This is a genomic window from Bifidobacterium catulorum (assembly GCF_003129925.1).
Taxonomy (GTDB): domain Bacteria; phylum Actinomycetota; class Actinomycetes; order Actinomycetales; family Bifidobacteriaceae; genus Galliscardovia; species Galliscardovia catulorum.
This window is the reverse complement of sequence record NZ_QFFN01000015.1, coordinates 34,979-55,359: the sequence shown is the minus strand read 5'-3', so window position 1 is coordinate 55,359 and position 20,381 is coordinate 34,979. Positions and strand designations below refer to the sequence as shown.

Annotated in this window: 14 protein-coding genes and 2 tRNA genes; 7 read left to right on the top strand and 9 right to left on the bottom strand. The window is 61.7% G+C overall.

The genetic code is table 11. The features are described 5' to 3' along the window. Positions 1 to 215 precede the first annotated feature (215 nt). Entirely contained in the window at positions 216 to 3,089 is a 2,874-nt protein-coding gene (locus tag DF200_RS06535) for a DNA methyltransferase (protein WP_109137471.1), read from the top strand. Positions 3,090 to 3,138: 49 nt separating this feature from the next. Here the strand turns inward: DF200_RS06535 and DF200_RS06530 are convergent, their stop codons facing one another. Together DF200_RS06530 and DF200_RS11320 are read right to left on the bottom strand one after the other, a co-directional pair. Next, positions 3,139 to 4,167, bottom strand: coding sequence for an AAA family ATPase (locus tag DF200_RS06530; RefSeq protein ID WP_109137470.1), 1,029 nt, complete (start codon positions 4,165 to 4,167; stop codon positions 3,139 to 3,141). A gap of 132 nt (positions 4,168 to 4,299) precedes the next feature. Continuing rightward, on the bottom strand, positions 4,300 to 4,545 hold the full coding sequence (locus DF200_RS11320; protein WP_369126286.1) for a helix-turn-helix domain-containing protein: 246 nt from the start codon (positions 4,543 to 4,545) through the stop codon (positions 4,300 to 4,302). 73 nt (positions 4,546 to 4,618) lie between these two features. Here DF200_RS11320 and DF200_RS06520 point away from each other — a divergent pair, with 73 nt between their 5' ends. Beyond that, positions 4,619 to 5,272 (top strand): helix-turn-helix domain-containing protein, encoded by a 654-nt coding sequence (locus DF200_RS06520; RefSeq protein WP_109137469.1) that lies wholly within the window; start codon positions 4,619 to 4,621, stop codon positions 5,270 to 5,272. A 59-nt stretch (positions 5,273 to 5,331) separates the two neighbouring features. After that, a complete protein-coding gene (locus DF200_RS06515) occupies positions 5,332 to 6,672 on the top strand; it encodes a tyrosine-type recombinase/integrase (RefSeq protein ID WP_109137468.1) in 1,341 nt (446 codons plus the stop codon). A 289-nt stretch (positions 6,673 to 6,961) separates the two neighbouring features. On the opposite strand, the gene DF200_RS06510 is transcribed toward DF200_RS06515, so the two are convergent. The 3 genes from DF200_RS06510 to DF200_RS06500 all read right to left on the bottom strand — a co-directional run bounded on the left by DF200_RS06510 (position 6,962) and on the right by DF200_RS06500 (position 9,064). Next, positions 6,962 to 7,034, bottom strand: a tRNA-Arg gene (locus DF200_RS06510). A 55-nt stretch (positions 7,035 to 7,089) separates the two neighbouring features. Continuing rightward, positions 7,090 to 8,055 (bottom strand): Ppx/GppA phosphatase family protein, encoded by a 966-nt coding sequence (locus tag DF200_RS06505; RefSeq protein WP_439098320.1) that lies wholly within the window; start codon positions 8,053 to 8,055, stop codon positions 7,090 to 7,092. A 52-nt stretch (positions 8,056 to 8,107) separates the two neighbouring features. Beyond that, positions 8,108 to 9,064, bottom strand: a complete 957-nt coding sequence (locus tag DF200_RS06500) for an SPFH domain-containing protein (RefSeq protein WP_109137467.1) — start codon at positions 9,062 to 9,064, stop codon at positions 8,108 to 8,110. 140 nt (positions 9,065 to 9,204) lie between these two features. Between DF200_RS06500 and DF200_RS06495 the strand changes: the two genes are divergently transcribed. After that, a complete protein-coding gene (locus DF200_RS06495; protein ID WP_241520168.1) occupies positions 9,205 to 10,065 on the top strand; it encodes a YwiC-like family protein in 861 nt (286 codons plus the stop codon). A gap of 237 nt (positions 10,066 to 10,302) precedes the next feature. Here the strand turns inward: DF200_RS06495 and DF200_RS06490 are convergent. After that, positions 10,303 to 10,375, bottom strand: a tRNA-His gene (locus DF200_RS06490). A 200-nt stretch (positions 10,376 to 10,575) separates the two neighbouring features. Here DF200_RS06490 and purT point away from each other — a divergent pair. The 3 genes from purT to DF200_RS06475 all read left to right on the top strand — a co-directional run bounded on the left by purT (position 10,576) and on the right by DF200_RS06475 (position 16,686). Beyond that, complete coding sequence (gene purT / locus DF200_RS06485) at positions 10,576 to 11,877, top strand: formate-dependent phosphoribosylglycinamide formyltransferase (protein WP_109137466.1); 1,302 nt, start codon at positions 10,576 to 10,578, stop codon at positions 11,875 to 11,877. 184 nt (positions 11,878 to 12,061) lie between these two features. Then, positions 12,062 to 12,811, top strand: a complete 750-nt coding sequence (purC, locus tag DF200_RS06480; protein WP_109137465.1) for a phosphoribosylaminoimidazolesuccinocarboxamide synthase — start codon at positions 12,062 to 12,064, stop codon at positions 12,809 to 12,811. A 152-nt stretch (positions 12,812 to 12,963) separates the two neighbouring features. Further along, on the top strand, positions 12,964 to 16,686 hold the full coding sequence (locus tag DF200_RS06475; protein WP_109137464.1) for a phosphoribosylformylglycinamidine synthase: 3,723 nt from the start codon (positions 12,964 to 12,966) through the stop codon (positions 16,684 to 16,686). Positions 16,687 to 16,857: 171 nt separating this feature from the next. Here the strand turns inward: DF200_RS06475 and DF200_RS06470 are convergent, their stop codons facing one another. The 3 genes from DF200_RS06470 to DF200_RS06460 all read right to left on the bottom strand — a co-directional run bounded on the left by DF200_RS06470 (position 16,858) and on the right by DF200_RS06460 (position 20,322). Further along, positions 16,858 to 18,072: a pyridoxal phosphate-dependent aminotransferase gene (locus tag DF200_RS06470; protein WP_109137479.1), complete on the bottom strand. Its 1,215-nt coding sequence runs from the start codon at positions 18,070 to 18,072 to the stop codon at positions 16,858 to 16,860. Between the two features lie 96 nt (positions 18,073 to 18,168). Next, on the bottom strand, positions 18,169 to 18,633 hold the full coding sequence (locus DF200_RS06465) for a hypothetical protein (RefSeq protein WP_109137463.1): 465 nt from the start codon (positions 18,631 to 18,633) through the stop codon (positions 18,169 to 18,171). 66 nt (positions 18,634 to 18,699) lie between these two features. Next, the gene (locus DF200_RS06460; protein ID WP_109137462.1) at positions 18,700 to 20,322 is read right to left on the bottom strand and encodes a Y-family DNA polymerase; all 1,623 of its coding nucleotides are present in this window, start codon (positions 20,320 to 20,322) and stop codon (positions 18,700 to 18,702) included. Between the last annotated feature and the right edge of the window lie 59 nt (positions 20,323 to 20,381).

The window sequence follows — 20,381 nt, the reverse complement described above, 5'->3', positions numbered from 1 at the left end:
ATACGCCACGACACACCACCACCCGACCGAAACCAGCCACGACACCACCCACCTACCACCGGTAGGCAGAGCACATTAGATAATGTAGTTAAAATCTAACTTTAACTAGATAAAGGAGTTTTCTCAATCGTTTTCGTGTCGTCAGATGCATAAAGCTCTCCGTTTTTTCATACAAAACTACTGAGCTGCCACTTTTCGTGGAATGATGATGAGTCATGGATTCATTAGTGGAGAAGCAGCTTGCCGGATTCGTGGAGAACTGGTCTCAAGAGGGCAGAGGACATGAGAAGCAGGAGGCACAATCCTTCTGGCGCGAGCTACTGTCCACGGTGTTCGGGTGGTCGCCGGCAGAGGCGCGGGACCGTCTGGAGTTCGAGCATCCGGTCAACGGCGGTTTCATCGACGTGTTTTGTCCTGACGCCCGGCTCCTTGTCGAGCAGAAGAGCCGTGACGTCAGCCTCGACAGGAAGGAGCCGCGTCGCTCCGAGAACGTCACTCCCCTCGAACAGGCGCTACGATACGCGAACGATCTGCCGGCCTCGCAGAAGCCCCGGTTCCTGTGCACCAGCAACTTCCGCGTATTCCGCTTCTATGACCTCGACGAGGACGCCGTCGCCTCGAAGCCGTTCATCGAGTTCCCTCTTGCCGACCTGATAAGACACACGGACGTGCTCACACAGATCTTCAGCCGGGAGAACAGCCGCATCTACCTGCAGGAGCAGGTCAGCCGCAAGGCCGGCCTGCTGGTCGCCGACCTGCACAACGCCCTATGCCAGGGATATGAGGGAGGTACGGACTCCCCGGAGATGCGGCACGACCTTGCGATCCTCACCGTCCGTCTCGTGTTCCTCATGTACGCGGAGGACGCGGGCCTGTTCTCCGGCGTGGATATGTTCAGCCGATGGCTCGAACAGACCGACACCCGGCACCTGCGCCGTGACCTGAAGACCCTGCTCGTTACGCTGGAGACGCCGAAGGAACAACGCGATCCCGATCTGGAATCCGAGTTCGCCCAGTTCCCCTATGTGGACGGCGGCCTGTTCGCCGAGTCCATCCGTCTGCCACGGTTCACCGACGAGACTCGCGAGCAGCTCATAGCAGCCGCACGAGGCTTCGACTGGAGCAGCGTCAGTCCCGTCGTGTTCGGTTCGCTCATGGAGGAGACACTGAGCCACGACCAGCGGAGGCAGGGCGGCATGCACTACACCACAGTGAGGAACATCCACCGCGTCATCGACCCGTTGTTCCTCGACCGGCTCAACGAAGAGCTCGACGACCTGATGCGGCAGGAGAAAGCACGTATCGAACAGGAGCGCAAGGAGCGCAAAGCACGGTACAACGCTGACTACACCAAGTTCCGCAAACGCGGCAAGCGTCTTGACGAGACCGACCCGTTCCACCGGTTCCGCGAGCGGCTCGGCAATCTCAACTTCCTCGATCCCGCGTGCGGGTCGGGCAACTTCCTGACCGAATCCTACCTGCGGCTAAGGGAACTGGAGAACAAGGCTCTCGAAGCCGAGCTCGGCGGCCAGGGCACGCTCCTGAGCGACGACGAGCTGGTCAAGGTCCACATCGACCAGTTCCACGGCATAGAAATCAACGACTTCGCCTGCGCCGTGGCACGCACCGCATTGTGGATAGCCGAACAGCAGGCCCTTGCCGACACCCTTAAGATCGCCGGCTACGCGCCCGACCGGCTTCCCCTGCACGACTCCGGCAACATTGTCCAGGCCAACGCCCTCCAAACCGACTGGAACACCGTTCTGCCCGGAGAACGATGCGACTACGTCATGGGCAACCCGCCGTTCCTCGGACACATCAGCAAATCCCCCGAACAGACGAACGATCTCAGGACCGTATGGGGCAGGGACTATGACGGCTACCTCGACTATGCGACCGGCTGGTACCGCAAGGCCTCGCAATACCTGACCAAGCCGACGTCCGCGTTCGCTCTGGTATCCACGAACTCCATCACCCAGGGGCAGCCGGTCCCGGCACTGTTCAAGCCAATCATCGCGGACGGGTGGCGTATCGCGTTCGCACATCGCACCTTCGCATGGGACGCGCAATCGACCGACAACGCTAACGTGCATGTCGTCATCATCGGCATGGACCGGAACGACGACGATACCCCACCCGTCCTGTTCACCTACGACGACATCAACGGGGACCCTAAGACCACATACCCACAGCACATCAACGGATACCTGCTCGACGCCCCCGACATCTACGTGCAGAAACGCAGCCAGAAACTCGGACCGCTCTCGCCGATGCTCCCCCGGGTCTCCTTTGGATCACTGTCCCTGGATGGCGGAAATCTCACCATCGATACCCGTGAAGCATACGATGAAGCCATCAGTGATCCCATAGCCGCCAAATACGTACGAAAATACCGTAATGGGAGAGAACTTATTAATGACAAAGAAAGATGGTGCCTATGGCTTGTGGATGCTCCATCCTCCGACATCCTGCAATCGCCTTTTCTGCGTAAACGAGTCGAAGCAGTCAAGGCCATGCGTCTTGCGACAAAACGCCGGAAAACAGTGGAATGCGCCGCCACGCCACAACTGTTTGGAGAGATTCACCAACCATCAGAAGACTATCTGGCCATCCCCGTCGTCTTCAGTAGCCAACGCGACTACGCGACCTGTACGATACTGCCTAAGTGCGTAATAGCAGGGCAAAAACTCCACACTGGGGCTGATCCAGACGGGTTCGCCTTCGCAATCGCAGAATCCAAAATGTTCATCACGTGGCAAAAAGCCGTTGGCGGCCGGTTAAAAAGCGACTGCCAATTCTCTAATACCGTCGTATGGAACAATATTCCCCTGCCCGCAATACCCGAAGAAACACGAAGCAGAATCGCAAAAGCTGGGCAGGACATTCTCAAAGCCCGGGCCAATCACCCCGGTGAAAGCCTTGCCAAACTGTATAGTCCACTCATGATGCATCCCGACATCATTAATGCTCACAAGGCCCTCGACCGCATTGTGGACGTCGCTTTCGGTGCGGACAGACCATGCAAGAACGACGACGAACGCCTTCGCATTCTCTTCAGGAATTACGCAAAGCTAGTTCAGGAACCATAGCCGGTTCGGTGTGGGGAGGCACAAAGCCCTTCCACACCGACATCGAAAGCTATTCCACGGGCCCATAAAAACCCCGGGAAATCTTTCGAATGAGTTCTTTCCTCACACCGTCACGCAGATATTCCGACGCCATCTTGTTATCTATGCCCAACGTTTCACCCACCTGCTTTGGTCCGATTCCCTCCGGGTGTTGATTCACCAAGTCAATCACTCGGTACTTCGTATCCGACAGAGCTTCCCGAATATGCGATTCGCGCGCGTTTTTCTCCGCCTCGGAACGGGAGTCACCATACAATGACCACAACCCTGCATCCTCATCGAACCGTACGCTGTATTCCGCTCCTCGGATGTCACGACCTGTAATGCTGAGACGCCCCTCAGTGCTTTTTCGATTGCGGTCCAACACCACAATGGCGTCCGCAGCCGCTGCCAGCCCGGTCGTACCGTTGACGGCGTCCACAAAATCATCTACCGCTGCCTTGCGAGCATGGTGAAGAACGATGATGGTGGCATCAGGACGTCTCCTCGACATGTCCTGAATCATTCCCATGAGTCGGTAGTCTCGCTCGAAGGCCCCTTCTTTACGACGGGGAGGATAATGGGGCAATACCTTTCCCCAGGTGTCAATGATGACAACGGGAGACCGGCCATCAAATTTCTCGATGAACGACTCCACCACGCTCAATGGCGAAATCTTTCTGTCGGGGTCCTCGGGATTGTTAGGTAGATCGCACATCAGATACAACAGGTCGGAACATGGTCCGCCCATACGCCGCTGTCTGCTTTGCAGCCGCCGCAGGCTGTCCTCCATAGCCAGATAGAGTACAGGCCGCGATTCCACGGGGATCCCACCTAACACGGGCGATCCAGACGCGGCGGCCGAGGCCAGGTGCAGGGCAAGCCATGATTTTCCTATCTTGGATTTGCCCACCAGCATCACCAACCCTGTAGGAATGATTCCCGGAATGAACTCTTCAGGCGGGGAAAACTCCCTATTCGCCAATTGACTGCCCGTAATAGCGGTGGATAGACAGTCCCATCCCAGGGATTCATCGGATACATTTTGAACACGCGTCATGGTTCCGCCTACTGGAATAGTAAAACCCGATGCCTATTCCTAGAGTAGAATTGGAGTGGCTGTTCCCGGCAACGGGCAGGGCGGAACCGTATCGGCGGGGCCGCCCCATTTTTATCGGCAAGAGTATGTCTTTCAGGCCGTCTCGGCAGTGGAAGTCCTTAAAGAAGACTCAAAGAACACCACTACGTCATTCTTCCGATATCTGATTAACCTTCCTAGCTTCATATATCGAGGACCCGTTCCACTGTGCCTCCAGTAGGCGAGCGTACCCAACGAAATCCCGCTCACCCTTGCCAAGTCGCCCGGGGTCGAAATTTCAGGAAGGTCCTTCAGCCATTCGACGGAATTGTCTTGACCTTCTCTCCGATTAACGCTCATAACAGCTCCCACAAAATAATTGATTATTTAGTATTAATGGATTTTAATACGATTTTTCATTATCATCAACCTTGTGCAGGACAAAGAAAGGCGAGCTGAATTGGCTATTGGTATATTCGATGACATGGCAGCAACAGTGGATAACGAGTACACCGGCAAGGAGTTGCAAAAACTCCGAATTGCCGCAGGAATGACCCAAAGCGAGCTCGCCCGCGCCATGGAAGACTATGGGTACAACTGGTCCCAAGCAACCATTTGGGCCCTTGAGACCGGGGAAAGGACCCTCAAACTATTCGAGGCACGGGATATCCTCAAGGCTCTGAACCTGCCTTGGGAGGGCGAGATAGACAAACTACTCATGGATTACTCCCCCGACGGCTATCAGTTCAGTAAAGACCAGGCTCTTTCCGCCGCAGTAACACCCCGGAAAGATATTGAGAAGTGGGCCGAATGCTATTTCGACGCGCTCATCAATTATTTCTGCACCTACTCCCATCTCTCGGAATCCCAACGGGAGGCAAGCCAAACCATCCTCGCAACATTCAGCCCCGAGTCCTACATCACCCTCATACGTCGCGTCCTCAAACGAACAAGAGAGAATCACGGCTTGCAGGTTCTCGCCGAACAGCCGGAAATAAAAAAAGCATTGACTGAAAGTCTAGAGAAGTTCCTCACGGAGGACGACATCGACCTCATTCTGGGCAATTCCCCCAATAAGAACGCTTGACCTCTCACCACAAAGACAACGCGCTCCACTGGCTGCGATAATCGAAAGGAGCCGCCACAATGGCGAAAGCTTGGATTGTTGACCGCTGGCTCAAAAAGAAGACGATGACGATGCCCGACGGGACCGTTATCCACGCCGCACCTCCCGCGGCCGTGACACGCGCCCTAGCGAACTCCAAGGATTCGTCCAAAGCCAATGTTCCGGACGAATACAAGACCGCCGACTTTGGCAGGGGAAAACGCTGGCAAATCAAATGGTTCGAGACAGACGCCTACGGCAGACGCCGGGTAAGATCGCGGAGCTTCACCAAAAAGAAGGATGCCGAACTATACCAGACGGCAATCAGCGACGAACAGCTCAGCGGCAAATACATTAACCAAGACGATGCCAGGAGGACCTTTGCCGAGGCATCTACGGAATGGCGCAGCAGCCAGCACAATCTAGGCGATTCAACAGCCAAGCAATACGATGATACTCTCCGCGCATACGTCCTGCCGAAATGGGGCGCGACGCCCCTGACGAAAATCGACGAAAGCGCCATCAACGAATGGGTCAACCAACTGAAAGAGGGAAAGGCTCCGTTCCATTTCAAGGAGCACGCCCATAAGAAGCCCGCAATTCCCCGGCCCGCCTATCTCTGCCAGATAGTTAATTCCGTTTTCGGCGGCGTTATCCGGTATTCCCTGAAAAGAGGCTGGATACAGCATGACCCCATGCGGGATATCCATGTCTCGCGCAAGGATCCGGAGCGAGAGGAACGCAACAAGGTCTTTCTGACCCACACAGAGGTCGAAGCACTGGCTCAGGCTGCTAAGGAATTGCCGGCTCTGGGAAAATATGAGAGGGACCGCAAGGACATCGTCAGCGCCACGGCCATACGATTCATGGCCTACGTGGGCACCAGACCGGGAGAGACCTGGGCCTTACGGGTGGGAGATATCAACACGGAAACACGTCGTGTGACGATCAACAAGACCCTGTCCAAGGATGGGCGGAAAGAAGGCCCCACCAAGGGCCGAAAATCCAGACAGGTGGTCATTCAGCACTTCCTCATGGAGGAGCTGGAAGAACTCATGGAGGGGCGCTCCATCGACGATTATCTATTTCGGCCAAGGCGTGGAGATGGAGGAATCAGCGAGGACAACTGGAGATGGCGGGTCTTTTACAAGGCCGTTGAATCGGCCGGCTTGGGAGACATCGAGGGCCTTCGCCCGCATTCACTTCGACATACGTTTGCATCATTGAGCATCAAGGCTGGTTGCGACGTCGTCACTCTTGCTGCAGCATTGGGCCACGTCGATGTATCCATAACATTGAACCAATATGCCGGATTGTGGCCTGATCGGCTAGACGAGGTATCGGACGCGCTGGAGAAAGACCGGCGTCAGGAGTTGGGCTAGTTTTTCGGAATACCCCAGTATCTACCGAAAGTATTGAAATTATTGAAAACGGCATGGAATCGTTGAAATTTCAACATTTTCTTCTACCGATGCTTTCGGCATCTACCCGAAAGTTTCCGAAAAGAACCGAAAGCATCAATTTAAAAGCGGGGGATTTGGGTTAATGTCGGGCAGAGAATAATCCCTCCGAGATGGAGGAGCTGAATCCTTCATCGTCCCCCATTGTCCCCGGATCGATAGCTCTAAAAAGTAACTAGGCCTTGAAACGTTTGCGTTTCAAGGCCATATGTGCCCGAGATGCGATTCGAACGCACGACACCCGCTTTAGGAGAGCGGTGCTCTATCCCCTGAGCTACCCGGGCAACAGCGATTCAGTATACCGTACCGTTCCCCGTTTGCAAAATCGTTCGGAATCGTTCAGAATCCGAAGCGTGTGCGGCCGAACTGGTCGAGCCAGCGCAGGATGGCACCCTCTCGCAACGCCCACGGGCAGATCTCGATCTCGTCGATCTTCAGGGCCTTCATGATCTCGTCGGCCACGACGGCACCGCCGACGATCTGGTTGGTGCGTTCCGGCGTGATGCCCGGCAACGCGACCCTCTGGGCGGGTTCGATGGACGCCAGACGCGGAATCCAGTCCTCCAGCTGGGCGCGGTTCATACGCCAGCTCTCATCGGAGCCGATGGTCTTGACCTTGGATCCGGCGAGACGTGCCAGCGAACGGAAGGTCTTCGACGTGGCGACCACATGGTCGGGACGCTTGGAATCGGCGAACTCCTTGACGATGGGCTCGATGATATGGTCGACCTTCTTACGCAGGTGGGCGAGCTGCTTGGAGTCGGCCGTGCCCTCCGGCAGGTAGGAGTGGGTGACGCGCCCGGCACCCGCCGGCACGCTCATGGCCTTGTCCGGCTCCTCGTCCACGCCGGACGCGACCTCCAGCGAGCCGCCGCCGATGTCGAGCACGAGCAGGCGGCCGGCGCCCCAGCCGTACCAACGACGCGCGGCGAGGAAGGTGAGACGGGCCTCGTCCGGGCCCGACAGCACGGACACGCCCTGTCCGATGCGCTGCTCGATCTGCACGAGGATCTTGGGGCCGTTGGGCGCGTCGCGCAACGCGGACGTGGCGATGGGCACGACCTGCGAGACCTCGTACTGTTCGGCGAGCTTCATCGCCTGGTCCACGGCGGCGAGGATGGCCTTGACGCCCGACTTCCTTATGGTGCCGTCCTCCTTGAGGTACTGCATCATGCGGACGACGGAACGACTCGACGCCTCCGGCTCCGGGCGCGCGCCCGGAGCGGCGTCTACGATCAGCATGTGGACGGTGTTGGACCCGATGTCGAGCACACCGAGCCGAATATGACGATTCCCTATTTGCACGGTTTTCTACAGTATCAGGCAAAAAACACGTCAAACGTTTCGCATGCGGATTTCATCCACGGTTCGGGCGCGATTCAGACCCCGGCATGGGGACGCCGGGCTCCCCGACGGCCTGTCCGGTCAGCAGCGCGTTGGTCACCTCGTCGTACATGTTCTTGAACCCTGCCGGCGTGGAGGCGGGCAGCACGACCGTCTTGGCGTTCTTCGACTCGCTCATCGAACGCATGACGTCGAGGTACTGGTTGAACATGACGACCTGGTTGACCTCGCTGATGTCCATGCCCACGGCGTGCAGGCTCTTGATCTGGTCGACGATGCCGTTGGCGATCTCGCGGCGGTAGTTCGCCTGGCCCTCGCCCTGCAGCCTGGTCTTCTCGGCGTCGGCCTGCGCCTGCGTCTCGATGGCGATGCGCTGCGCCTCGGCACGCTGGCGGGTGGCCTCCTTCTCGCGCTGGGCGGCGTTGATGGAGTCCATGGCCTGCTTGACCTGCGCCGAGGGGTCGATGGCGGTGATCAGGGTCTTGACCACGTTGAATCCGAACCGCTGCATCTCGTTGCCGACGGTCTGCTGCACGTCGAGGGCCACGTTGTCCTTTCGGGCGAACGCGTCGTCGAGCGTAAGGGCCGGGATGGCGGAACGCAGGGCGTCCTCCATGTAGCTGCGCAGCTGCGCGGCCGGGTTCTGCAGCTCGTAGTAGGCCACGTCCACATGCCGCGCGTCAACGCGGAACTGGGTGGACGCCACCACGGTGACGAACACGTTGTCGAGCGTCTTCGTCTCAAGCTTCACGTCCAGCTGGCTGACCCTCAGGTTCATCTTCTGCGCGATGCGGTCGATGAACGGTATCTTCATGTGCAGACCGGCCACGGTGACCGCGTGGAACTTGCCCAGACGCTCGATCACGTATGCGTTCTGCTGCGGCACGATGTACAAACTCAAGAACAGCAGCACGACGACGATGACCAGTATCAAGAACAGGAACGTCGTTCCGAAACCGATGAATGCCATGGCATTTCCCTTCCCTTCATTTCATGATCCCCGGGAGGCTCCACATCCGCGTGGATGTCCGGGCGATCCATTCCAACACCCCCATGTTCCCATACGCTTGTGACGCGCGGCGCGAGCGACGTGCCGTACGATGGTCCGTTATGACCCAATACACCCAGTATTCACCGAACGGACGTTCCATGCCATCGACCCCGCCGATCATGAGCCGCGCCCTGCGGCGGTGGATCCCCGACCAGCACGGCGCATGGGCCATGGTGCTGCTGCCTGCCATGGCCGGCATGACGCTCAGCGGCGCGACGCCGACGCAACTGTGGTTGCTCGCCGCCTGGATGCTGTGCTATTTCCTGCAGTTTTCGACCGCCCGCTGGGTCAAATCAAAGTTCCGCAAACGCTACCGCAGGCCGGTGCTCGTCTATGGCGCGCTGACCGCCGTGGCCGGCGTGCCGTTCGTGCTGCTGCATCCCGAGGTGCTGGCGTGGGCGCCGGTGTTCGCCGTGCTGCTCGCCGTGTCGCTGATGGCGTCGTGGCAGCGGCGCGAACGCTCGTTGTGGGCGAACGCGGCGGCGGTGCTCGCCACGGCCACCATGGCCACGGTGATGCCGCTGTTCGGAGAGCATCCCGCGGCTGGCGGCGCGGTGGCCGGCTTCGACGTGTTCGGCATGCATGTGCCCCTCTTCCGCGAGGGATGCTATGCGGCGGCGATCTTCGCGTTCACGCAGTTCGGTTCCGTGCTGTTCGTGAAGACCATGATCCGGGAGCGCGGCAAACGGTCGTATCTTCGCGCCTCGGTCATCTGGAATATCGTGCTGACGTGTCTCGGGTTCGCGGCGCAGCCGACGTTGGGAGCGGGCGGTGCGACGCTGCTGGCCCGGTCGGTCGTCCTGCCGCTGCTGGCCCGCAACCGGACGGTCGGGCCGATGGTGACCGGTCTGGTGGAATGCGCGACGAGTCTGATGGTGTTCGCGTCGGTCGTCTACGCGGTGCCCCGCATCGGATGGTAGACAGGCCGGGTCGGACCGGACCGACGGCCGATTCCGTGACCGGATTGACCAAATCACCCGTCTTTCTTTGGCCGATCCGGTCTCGAAAATCCCGAATTTGGCAGATCCGGTCATGAAGACCTTGGATTGAGGGTCCTTATGACCGGATTGACCAAATTCCTTTCGGAACATGACGACATAACGAACATGACGACATAACGAAAAAGGGCCTCCCTTTCGGGAGACCCTTGACTTCGGGGTGGCTAACGTGGCTCGAACACGCGACCTTCTGAACCACAATCAGATGCTCTACCAACTGAGCTATAGCCACCATGTCTGCCATTCAGCGAACTGAATGAGCGCAACAGGTGAATACTATACACGATTTTTCACACCTGTCATATCGGCGTGTCGCATTCGTGGCCGTGCGGTCTCCCGCCGCGCATCCGCCCGCCATACGGACACCGACGCGCGTGGGCCGTTCCCGCCGTCACGGTCGCGACGGGTAGCGTTGATGCCACAATGAATGGCATGAGCAAGTCTGATAATCCCGCAGTCAATACCTACGACCCCACCGTCGTGCCGGACCGCCCGCTCGGCGACCTTCGAAACGCGTCCCGCACGTGCGCGCTGCTGCTCGGCTCCGGCGAGCTGGGCAAGGAGATCGCCATCGAGCTCATGCGTCTGGGCGTGTGGGTCTGCGCCGCGGACTCCTACGAGGGCGCCCCGGCGCAGCATGTGGCGAACGAGTACCGCGTGCTCGACATGGCCCAGCCCGGAGAGCTGGACGCGCTGATCGCCGAGGTGAGGCCCGACATCATCATCCCCGAGGTGGAGGCCATCGCCACGGAGGAGCTGTCGAAGGCCGTCGACGCGGGCGTCCAGGTGGTGCCGGGCTGCCGGATCGCACAGATATGCATGGACCGTGAGCGGTTGCGCCGTCTGGCCGCGGAGACGCTTGGCCTGCCCACGTCGCCGTATCGTTTCGCCGGATCAGAGTCGGAGCTCGCCGAGGGTGCGGCCGCCGTGGGCTTCCCCTGCGTGGTCAAGCCGGTGATGAGCTCGTCCGGCCATGGCCAGTCCGTGCTGAGGTCGGCCGACGACGTGGCCCGGGCCTGGGACATCGCGCAGACCGAGGGGCGCACGGCCAAGGAGCATGTGGTCAGCCGCGTGGTCGTCGAGGCGTTCGTTCCCATGGATTACGAATTGACGGTGCTGACGGTGAGTTCGTCGTCCGGGATCGTCACGTGCGAGCCGATCGGCCAGCGTCAGGAGGACGGCGACTACCGCGAATCGTGGCAGCGTGCGGCCATCGACGACGACGTCCGCCGTCAGGCCGCCGACATCGCCACGGCCATCGTCTCCGGACTGGTGGACCTCGCCCATGCCAACGGCGAGACCGGCTGGGGCGTGTATGGCGTGGAGCTGTTCGTGCTCAAGGACGGCCGCGTGCTGTTCAACGAGGTCTCCCCCCGCCCGCACGACACGGGCATGGTCACGATGATCTCCCAGAATCTCAGCGAGTTCGCCCTCCATGCGCGCGCCGTGCTCGGCGTGCCGGTGTCCGAACGGTCGGTCGCGTTGCGCGACCCGTCCATGGTCTGCGCCAGCCACGCGATCGTCGTGTCCGGCAGGGGCGCGGTGACGTTCCGTCATCTGGCCGACGCGCTGTCGCTGCCCGACACGGACGTGCGCGTCTTCGGCAAGCCGGGCGTGGACGGCCACCGCCGCATGGCCGTGGCATTGGCGTCCGCCCCCACGGAGGCGGAGGCCCGGAGGAAGGCCGCGGACGTCGCCGAACGGCTCACGGCAACGGTTTCGGAGCTCGGCTGAACCACTTCGCCGAGGCCTGTCGCCGGTCTCGGACCCGGCTTCTTTCATGATGATGCGTCCGGACGTTCCCCATCGCCCGGACGCATCGTGTTTTGTAGTCGGCGCTTGATATCCTAGGCTCGATTATTCACCCCGAATTTCCACTCCGATAACGCTGTGAGATCACGTCGTGAGAAAGGTAATGATGGAGAAACTGGAAAAGCTCTACGAGGGCAAGGCCAAGCAGCTGTACGCAACCGACGATCCGGAGGTCTTCTGGGTCGAGTACAAGAACACGGCCACGGCCGGCGATGGCGAGAAGAAGGAGGACTTCACCGGCAAGGGGCGTCTCAACAACCTCATCACCACCATCATCTTCGACCTGCTGAGGAATCGCGGCATCGACAGCCATCTCATCGAACGCGTGAACGACACCGCCCAGCTTGTGCGCAAGGTGAACATGTTCCCGCTGGAGATCGTGCTGCGCAACACCGCCGCCGGCCACTTCTGCTCGCGCCTCGGCGTCGAGGAGGGCCTGCCGCTCAAGGAGCCGGTGCTCGAATACTTCCTCAAGAACGACGACCTGCACGACCCGTTCGTCAACGACGACGACCTGGTGGCACTCGGCGTGTGCACACGTGAGGATCTCGCCGAGATCGCGCCGCTGGCCCGCCGCATCAACGAGGCCCTGATCGAGATCTTCGCGAAGATCGACGTCAAGCTCGTGGACTTCAAGATCGAGATGGGCCGCACCGACGACGGCACGCTGCTGCTGGCCGACGAGATCACCCCGGATTCCTGCCGCCTGTGGGATCAGAAGGACCACAGCGGCAAGGTCGAGCATCTCGACAAGGATCTGTTCCGCCGCGGACTCGGCTCGATCATCCCCGCCTACGAGGAGATCGAATCCCGCCTGGCCGAGCTGGCCAAGTCCGAAGGCATCGAAGTCAAGTAAGTCGTTTATATGGCTCCCCTCCGGGAGGGGCTGTCAGCGTCAGCTGGGTGAGGGGAGGTGTTGCCGCATCATGGCATCCTCCCCTCAGTCGCCTATGGCGACAGCTCCCCTCCGGGAGGGGATCCGCACGAGTTGAGAAAGGAAAACTGCACGTGGTTTTTCGCATCTATGTTGAGAAGAAGCCCGGCTTCGACGTGGAGGCGCGTCAGCTGGACAACGAGCTGCGCACCATCCTCGGCGTCGAGGGACTGACGGGGCTGCGCATCATCAACCGCTACGACGTGGAGGGCATCGGCGAGGACCTGTTCCGCCGTTGCGTGCCCACCGTGTTCAGCGAGCCGCAGACCGACGTGGCCACCGACGAGCTGCCCGACACCGGTGACGCCGTCGTGTTCGCCGTGGAGTTCCTGCCCGGCCAGTTCGACCAGCGGGCGGATTCGGCCAGCGAATGCATCCAGCTGATCAGCCAGGGCGAGCGCCCGGACGTGCGCAGCGCCAAGGTGTACGTGCTGGAGGGTGCGCTGTCCGACGCCGAAGTGGCCGCCATCAAGCATTACGTCATCAACCCAGTGGAGGCCCGCGAGGCTTCGCTCGCCACCCGAGACACCCTGAAGATGGACGTCGCCGTGCCGGGCAAGGTGGAGGTCATCGACGGATTCCTCGATCTGGACGAGGCCGGCCTGTCCAAGTTCATCGCCGACCGTGGGCTCGCCATGGACCTCGCCGACATCAAGGTGTGCCAGGAGTACTTCGCCGAGGAGAGGCGCAATCCGACGATCACCGAGATCAAGGTGATCGACACGTACTGGTCGGACCACTGCCGCCACACCACGTTCGGCACGCAGCTGACGAACGTCGAGATCGACGACGACGTGGTCAAGGCCGCGTTCGACAGGTATCTCGCCATCCGCCACGAGCTTGGCCGCGACTCCAAGCCCGTGTGCCTGATGGATGTGGGCACCATCGGCGCCAAGTACCTCAAGGCCCACGGCGTGCTGAAGAACCTCGACGAATCCGAGGAGATCAACGCCTGCACCGTGAAGGTGAAGGTCGACGTGAACGGCGAGGACGAGGACTGGCTGTTCCTGTTCAAGAACGAGACGCACAACCACCCCACCGAGATCGAGCCGTTCGGCGGCGCGGCCACCTGCATCGGCGGCTGCATCCGCGACCCCCTGTCGGGCCGCTCCTACGTGTATCAGGCGATGCGCGTCACCGGTGCAGCCGATCCGACCGTGCCGGTCTCGCAGACGCTTGAGGGCAAGCTGCCGCAGCGCAAGCTCGTCACCACCGCGGCCGCCGGCTACAGCTCCTACGGCAACCAGATCGGTCTGGCCACCGGCCAGGTCGATGAGCTGTACCATCCGGGCTATGTGGCCAAGCGCATGGAGATCGGCGCCGTCGTGGGCGCCACCCCCGCCGACCATGTGCGCCGTGAGACCCCCGCCCCCGGCGACAAGATCATCCTGCTGGGCGGACGCACAGGCCGTGACGGCATCGGCGGCGCCACCGGCTCCTCCAAGCAGCTTGACGTGGATTCCCTTGAGGAGTGCGGCGCCGAGGTGCAGAAGGGCAACGCCCCGATAGAACGCAAGCTGCAGCGCCTGTTCCGCCGCGGCGACGCCTGCCGTCTGATCAAGCGCTGCAACGATTTCGGCGCGGGCGGCGTGTCCGTGGCCACCGGCGAGATCGCCGACGGCCTGACCATCGACCTCGACAAGGTCACCAAGAAGTACGAGGGTCTCGACGGCACCGAGCTCGCCATCTCCGAATCCCAGGAGCGCATGGCCGTGGACGTGGCCGCCGACGACGTGGACGAGTTCCTCGGCTATGCCCGCGAGGAGAATCTTGAGGCCACGGTCATCGCCACCGTCACCGAGGATCCGCGCATGGTCATGACGTGGAACGGCGACGTCATCGTGAATCTGAGCCGCGCGTTCCTCAACTCCAACGGCGCCCCGAAGTTCATGGACGCCCATGTGGAGAAGGGCGGCACGTACGAGACGCCGTGGAAGGGTTCCACGCTGGCCGAGCGCATGAACGATCTGGTCACCGACATCAACGTGGCCTCCAACAAGGGACTGTCGGAACGCTTCGACTCCACCATCGGCGCGGCCACCGTGCTCATGCCGTTCGGAGGCAGGGAGCAGCTGACCCCGGCCCAGGCCATGGTCGCCAAGTTCCCTGTGTTCGGCGCGACCACCACCGCCTCCGCGATGGCGTGGGGCTTCAACCCGTACATCATGTCGGCCAACCAGTTCACCGGCGCCTACCTGTCGGTGGTCGAATCCCTCTCCAAGCTGGTCGCCGCCGGCTTCCGCCGCGAGGATGCCTACCTTACCTTCCAGGAGTACTTCGAGAAGCTGCGTGAGGATCCGAAGCGCTGGGGCAAGCCGCTCGCTGCCGTGCTGGGTGCGCTCATGGCTCAGGTCGACCTCGGCGTCGGCGCCATCGGCGGCAAGGACTCCATGTCCGGCAGCTTCGAGGACCTCGACGTGCCGCCCACGCTGGTGAGCTTCGCCGTGGCCGTGGGCCCGATGGACCGCGCCACATCCCCGGAGTTCAAGGAGGCCGGCCACGACGTGGTCCGCATCGCTCCGCGCTACAAGGCCGACGGCCTCACCCCGGAGCCGGAGAGCCTCATCGAGGTGCTGTCCGTCATCGAGGACCTCATCGACGACGGTCAGGTGGCCGCCGTGTCCACTCCGGGCTATGGCTGCACGGCCGAGACGCTGTTCAAGGACACGCTGGGCAACCGCATCGGCGTGAGGCTGGACGACGCCATCGCCCTCGACGACCTGTTCGCCCCGGCCTACGGCAGCTTCATCGTGGAGCTGGCCGACAAGGGCAAGCTTCCCGCGGTCTCCAATCTGGTGTGCATGGGCAGGATCGGCGAGACCACCGAGGCCTACGAGTTCGCGGCCTGCGGCGAGACGCTCGACCTGGCCGACGTACAGGAGGCCTGGGAGCATGGCATCGAGGATGTGTTCCCCTACCGCGGCAAGGGCGACGCCGTCGAGACGGTGAGCTTCGAGGCTCCGAAGAAGACCGTGTACACGGGCGCCGCGGTGGCGAAGCCGCATGTGGTCATCCCGGTGTTCCCGGGCAACAACTGCGAGTACGACACGGCCGCCGCGTTCGAGCGCGCCGGGGCCGACGCCACCACGCTGATCGTCAACAACCTCACGCCCGAGGCCGTGGCCGAGTCCACGCAGGCGTTGGTCGACGAGATCCGCCGCAGCCAGATCGTGATGATTCCGGGCGGCTTCTCCGGCGGCGACGAGCCGGACGGTTCCGCCAAGTTCATCACCGCGTTCTTCCGCGCCCCCGTCGTCACCGAGGCGGTGTGCGACCTGCTGCAGAACCGTGATGGTCTGATGCTGGGCATCTGCAACGGCTTCCAGGCGCTCATCAAGCTGGGTCTGGTGCCGTTCGGCGACATCGTGCCGATGACCGCCGAATGCCCGACGCTGACCTTCAACACCATCGGCCGCCACCAGAGCCGTCTGGTCCGCACCCGCGTGGCCTCGAACCTCTCCCCGTGGCTGGCGAAGACCTCCGTGGGCGACGTGCACACGGTCGCCATCTCGCATGGCGAAGGACGTTTCGTCGCCAACGACGACGTGCTTGCGCAGCTGAAGGCCAACGGCCAGATCGCCACGCAGTACGTCGGCGAGGACGGTGTGCCGGGCATGGACCTCAGCATCAACCCGAACGGCTCGCTGCTCGCCATCGAGGGCATCACCAGCCCCGACGGACGCGTGTTCGGCAAGATGGGCCATTCGGAGCGCAGCGGCAACGGTCTGTACGTGAACGTGCCGGGCGACAAGTACCAGCCGATCTTCGAGGCCGGCGTCGAGTACTTCACCGCCTGACGCCGCCCAAAGCATCGTCCGATGCCTTGGTGCCAGGGCGGGAAACAACCGGTTATCCGGCCTGTTTCCCGCCCTTTTCCATACCCGAATCGTCGATATCCCGTCTTTACCCGTCCAACTTGTCGCAGAACGGCCCTGATTTCGACGATTTGCACGAGGAAACCGCGGATTTCACATTTTACGCAGTGCGTTTCGTATGCGACGGACGGCTTCGGCGAGCTCCGGCTCGGATTTGAGCAGGCTGAGACGCACGTGTCCGCCGCCGACATGACCGAAACAGGTGCCGGGGAGCACGGCCACGGCGGCGTGGTCGAGCAGATGGTCGGCGAGTCCCTCCCCCGTCCAGCCGTCCGGCACGCGCGCCCACACGTAGATGCCGCCGGCGGAGTCGAACACGTCGAGGCCGGTCTGACGCAGCCCTTCGGCCACGATGCGGCGGCGTGTCGCATACCGTCGCGCGAGTTCCGCGACGCATGACTGGTCGGAGCGCAATGCGGCAACGCCGGCGTCCTGGATGCTGCCGGTGATCATGGATCCCATCTGATAGTGGTAGAGCTTGAGCCGCTGGATGATCGCCTCGTTGCCCGCCACGAAGCCGGCGCGCCATCCGGCCATGGCATACATCTTCGATAGCGAGCACACCTCCACCGCCACGTCGAACGCGCCCGGAACCTCAAGGATGCTGTGCTGCTGGGCGTCCGGTCCGTCGACGCCGAGGCCGGCATACGCATAGTCGTGCACGATGGCGAAGCGATGTTCATGCGCCAGTTCGACGGCACGGCGCAGGAACGTCGATGGAGCCTGTGCGCCGGTGGGGTTGTTGGGATAGTTGAGCACCAGCATCTTCACCCTGTCCCATGTCTCCGCCGGCACGGCGTCGAGGTCTGGCAGGAATCGGCGGTCGGCGAGCGCGGGCAGCAGTATCTCGTCGGCACCGTGCATGACGGCCATGCAGTGGTAGGAGGGATAGTAGGGGTCGACGAATGCGACGGCGTCGCCCCGGTCGATAAGCACCGCGTACAGTCCGGCGAGCCCGTCTACGGCGCCTTCGACGGCGAAGAGCTGTGTGCGCCGGTCGAGGACGACGCCGTGCACGCTGCGGTACCAGTCGGCGGCGGCGTCGAGGAATGTGGGCTTGCCGTCGAACGGGGTGTATCTCGCGTTGGCCGGATCGTCCACGGCCTGTTTGGCGACGTCACGGATGAATGCTGCGGGATAGGCGTCGGGATTGCCTTTGGCGAGGTCGATGACGTCGGCTCCCGCGGCGACGGCCTGGGCGACCTTGCCGTCCATGACGGCGAACACGTTGGGCGGTATGGCCTGTGCGATGGGTGCGAATGGTACAGGGCTTGCATGATGTCGGATGACGGAATCGGTGGCGAGCATGGTGATGGTTTCTCCTGACGGTGCGGTCATGCCCGAATATACAGTTCCCGCGTCGTGGGCCGATCGTCGGGAACGCATCGTGGTCATAACCGTTGTCTATCGCGTGCTATCGTCGGCACTGTTCTCATCAGCACTGTTCTTGCAGTCGGTTTCCCGGATGTCGATGACGTCGTTCAATGGAATGGACCTGCCGTTGGCGAGCATGAGGAGACGGCGTGCTTCGTCGATGCGACGCAGTTCGCCGTAAACGGTGACGTATGTGCCGCCGTCCTTGCGCTGGTCGGGTGTGAAGAACGTGACCTCGATGCGTGGATGGTCCGATGCGTTTCCGATGATGCCTCGGAGTCGTTCGTCCAGTGTTTGCCGTGCGTCGGCGTCGAGTTCCACACGCCGCCTGGTCTGCCGCGCGGTCTCCATGATGATGGCGTCGTAGCCGTTGAGGGCGGCGAACGGCATGAACTGCGCGGCGCGGTTGTGCATGGACATGCGCGGCCGCGTATATGACTGGTGGTGTGGCATGGTGATGATGTCGTCGTAGCGGCTGGTCGGAGTCAACGGCATGGTCTCTCCTTTCACGTGTTTCCCAATTTTTCATATGAGAGCGGGATATGGGGCCAGGATATGGGGTCAGGCTGCGTGGCCGCCGATCTGGCTGTTGCGTTCGATGCCGGTGGCGCCTTCTTCAAGGTTCATGCCTTTGATGACGGCGTTTCTACCGAACCGGTGTTTGATGTTCAGCAGGGTCATCTGCATATCATGCTCCCTCTCCTCCTCCGCTTCCGCCGTTCTCCGGCGCCGCTCCTCCCTGTCCGCGTCGGTGAACAGGTCCGGCTGTTCGTAGCGGACGCCGGACTCGGCCGTTGACGCGGGGCGGAGCCGTCCGAAGACGACGGTGATGCGGCGTATGGTCAGATCCGGATCGACGATGCGGTCGTAGATGCCTACGACGGCGTCGACGAGACGTCTGGAGGACGATGTGCACGTCTCCAGATCGGCCGAGGAGTGAGCGGCTTTCGGCACCTTGCGCCCGTAATGGTCAGTGGCCACGACCCCCGCATACCGTGAGGCGTCGGTTCCCGGCGCCTTCCCCATGCCGCAGTCGTCCTTCCGCCCGCCGAGGTTCTCGATGTCGTAGCCCACCATGAGCGACACATGGTCGGTCCTCAGCCCCTTGCCCGTCATGTCCAGCGCGAGCTGGTCCGCCATCTCCTTGACGATGACGCGTGCGTGCGTGAAATCATAGGGTTCGTGCAGCACCTGTCCGGAGCTCATGCTGCTGGATTCCGGACGGTACGCCTTGATGTCGGCGATGGTGCATGGCTCCCAGCCCCACGCATGGTCGATGAGCGGTTCCGCGTTCACGCCGAACAACCGGTACAGCAGGTCTTCGTTGGGATAGTCCGTCGCACCGCCAAGCGAGCAGCGTGCGATGTCGCCCATGGTGGTGATGCCATGGGCCTCCAGCCTGCGTGCATAGCCGCGGCCGACCCGCCAGAAGTCGGTGAGCGGACGATGCCCCCACAGCAGCCGCCGATACGACATCTCATCGAGTTCGGCGACGCGCACGCCGTCGCGGTCGGCGGGCATGTGCTTGGCGACGATGTCCATGGCCACCTTGGCGAGATACATGTTCGTGCCGATGCCCGCCGTGGCGGTGATGCCCGTGTTCGCGAGGATGTCGCGCACGATGGTCATGGCCAGTCGGCGAGGCGTCATGCCAGCAGCACGCAGATACCGGGTGACGTCCATGAACACCTCGTCGATGGAATACACGTGGATGTCCTCGGCGGCGGCGTATTTGAGATAGATGCCGTATATCTGTGCGCTGCGTTCGAGATACAGGGCCATCCGAGGCTTCGCCGCGACATAGGACAACGCCAGACGCGGATTCGCCTTCAGCTCGGACGCCACGCACGACTCCCCCGTCAGACGATGGCCGGGTGCCCGCATACGCCGCTCGGCGTTGATCTGCCGCACCTTCCGCACCACCTCGAACAGTCTGGCGCGCCCGGGAATGCCGTATGCCTTCAACGACGGCGACACGGCAAGGCAGATGGTCTTCTCGGTACGGCTCACGTCGGCCACCACCAGATGCGTATCCAACGGGTCCAGCCCCCGTTCCGCGCATTCCGCCGACGCATAGAACGACTTCAGATCAATCGCAATGTACGTGCGCCCGCCGTGGCGTCCGCGATCCGGCCCGCGCACGCCACCGGCGGCACACGCCACGTCGCCCCCACCTTGCGACATCGCGATACACCTCCTTTCATCGCAACCACGTTCATCGCAACCGCTGCAATCCCGGCCAC

Excerpts from the sequence above, each read along its gene's own strand:
- DF200_RS06470 (WP_109137479.1), bottom strand. The coding sequence starts at position 18,072 with ATGCTCGCCACCGATTCCGTCATCCGACATCATGCAAGCCCTGTACCA.
- DF200_RS06495 (WP_241520168.1), top strand. The coding sequence starts at position 9,205 with ATGACCCAATACACCCAGTATTCACCGAACGGACGTTCCATGCCATCG.
- DF200_RS06530 (WP_109137470.1), bottom strand. The coding sequence starts at position 4,167 with ATGACGCGTGTTCAAAATGTATCCGATGAATCCCTGGGATGGGACTGT.
- DF200_RS06500 (WP_109137467.1), bottom strand. The coding sequence starts at position 9,064 with ATGGCATTCATCGGTTTCGGAACGACGTTCCTGTTCTTGATACTGGTC.
- DF200_RS06535 (WP_109137471.1), top strand. The coding sequence starts at position 216 with ATGGATTCATTAGTGGAGAAGCAGCTTGCCGGATTCGTGGAGAACTGG.
- purT (WP_109137466.1), top strand. The coding sequence starts at position 10,576 with ATGAGCAAGTCTGATAATCCCGCAGTCAATACCTACGACCCCACCGTC.
- purC (WP_109137465.1), top strand. The coding sequence starts at position 12,062 with ATGGAGAAACTGGAAAAGCTCTACGAGGGCAAGGCCAAGCAGCTGTAC.
- DF200_RS06465 (WP_109137463.1), bottom strand. The coding sequence starts at position 18,633 with ATGCCGTTGACTCCGACCAGCCGCTACGACGACATCATCACCATGCCA.
- DF200_RS06460 (WP_109137462.1), bottom strand. The coding sequence starts at position 20,322 with ATGTCGCAAGGTGGGGGCGACGTGGCGTGTGCCGCCGGTGGCGTGCGC.
- DF200_RS11320 (WP_369126286.1), bottom strand. The coding sequence starts at position 4,545 with ATGAGCGTTAATCGGAGAGAAGGTCAAGACAATTCCGTCGAATGGCTG.
- DF200_RS06515 (WP_109137468.1), top strand. The coding sequence starts at position 5,332 with ATGGCGAAAGCTTGGATTGTTGACCGCTGGCTCAAAAAGAAGACGATG.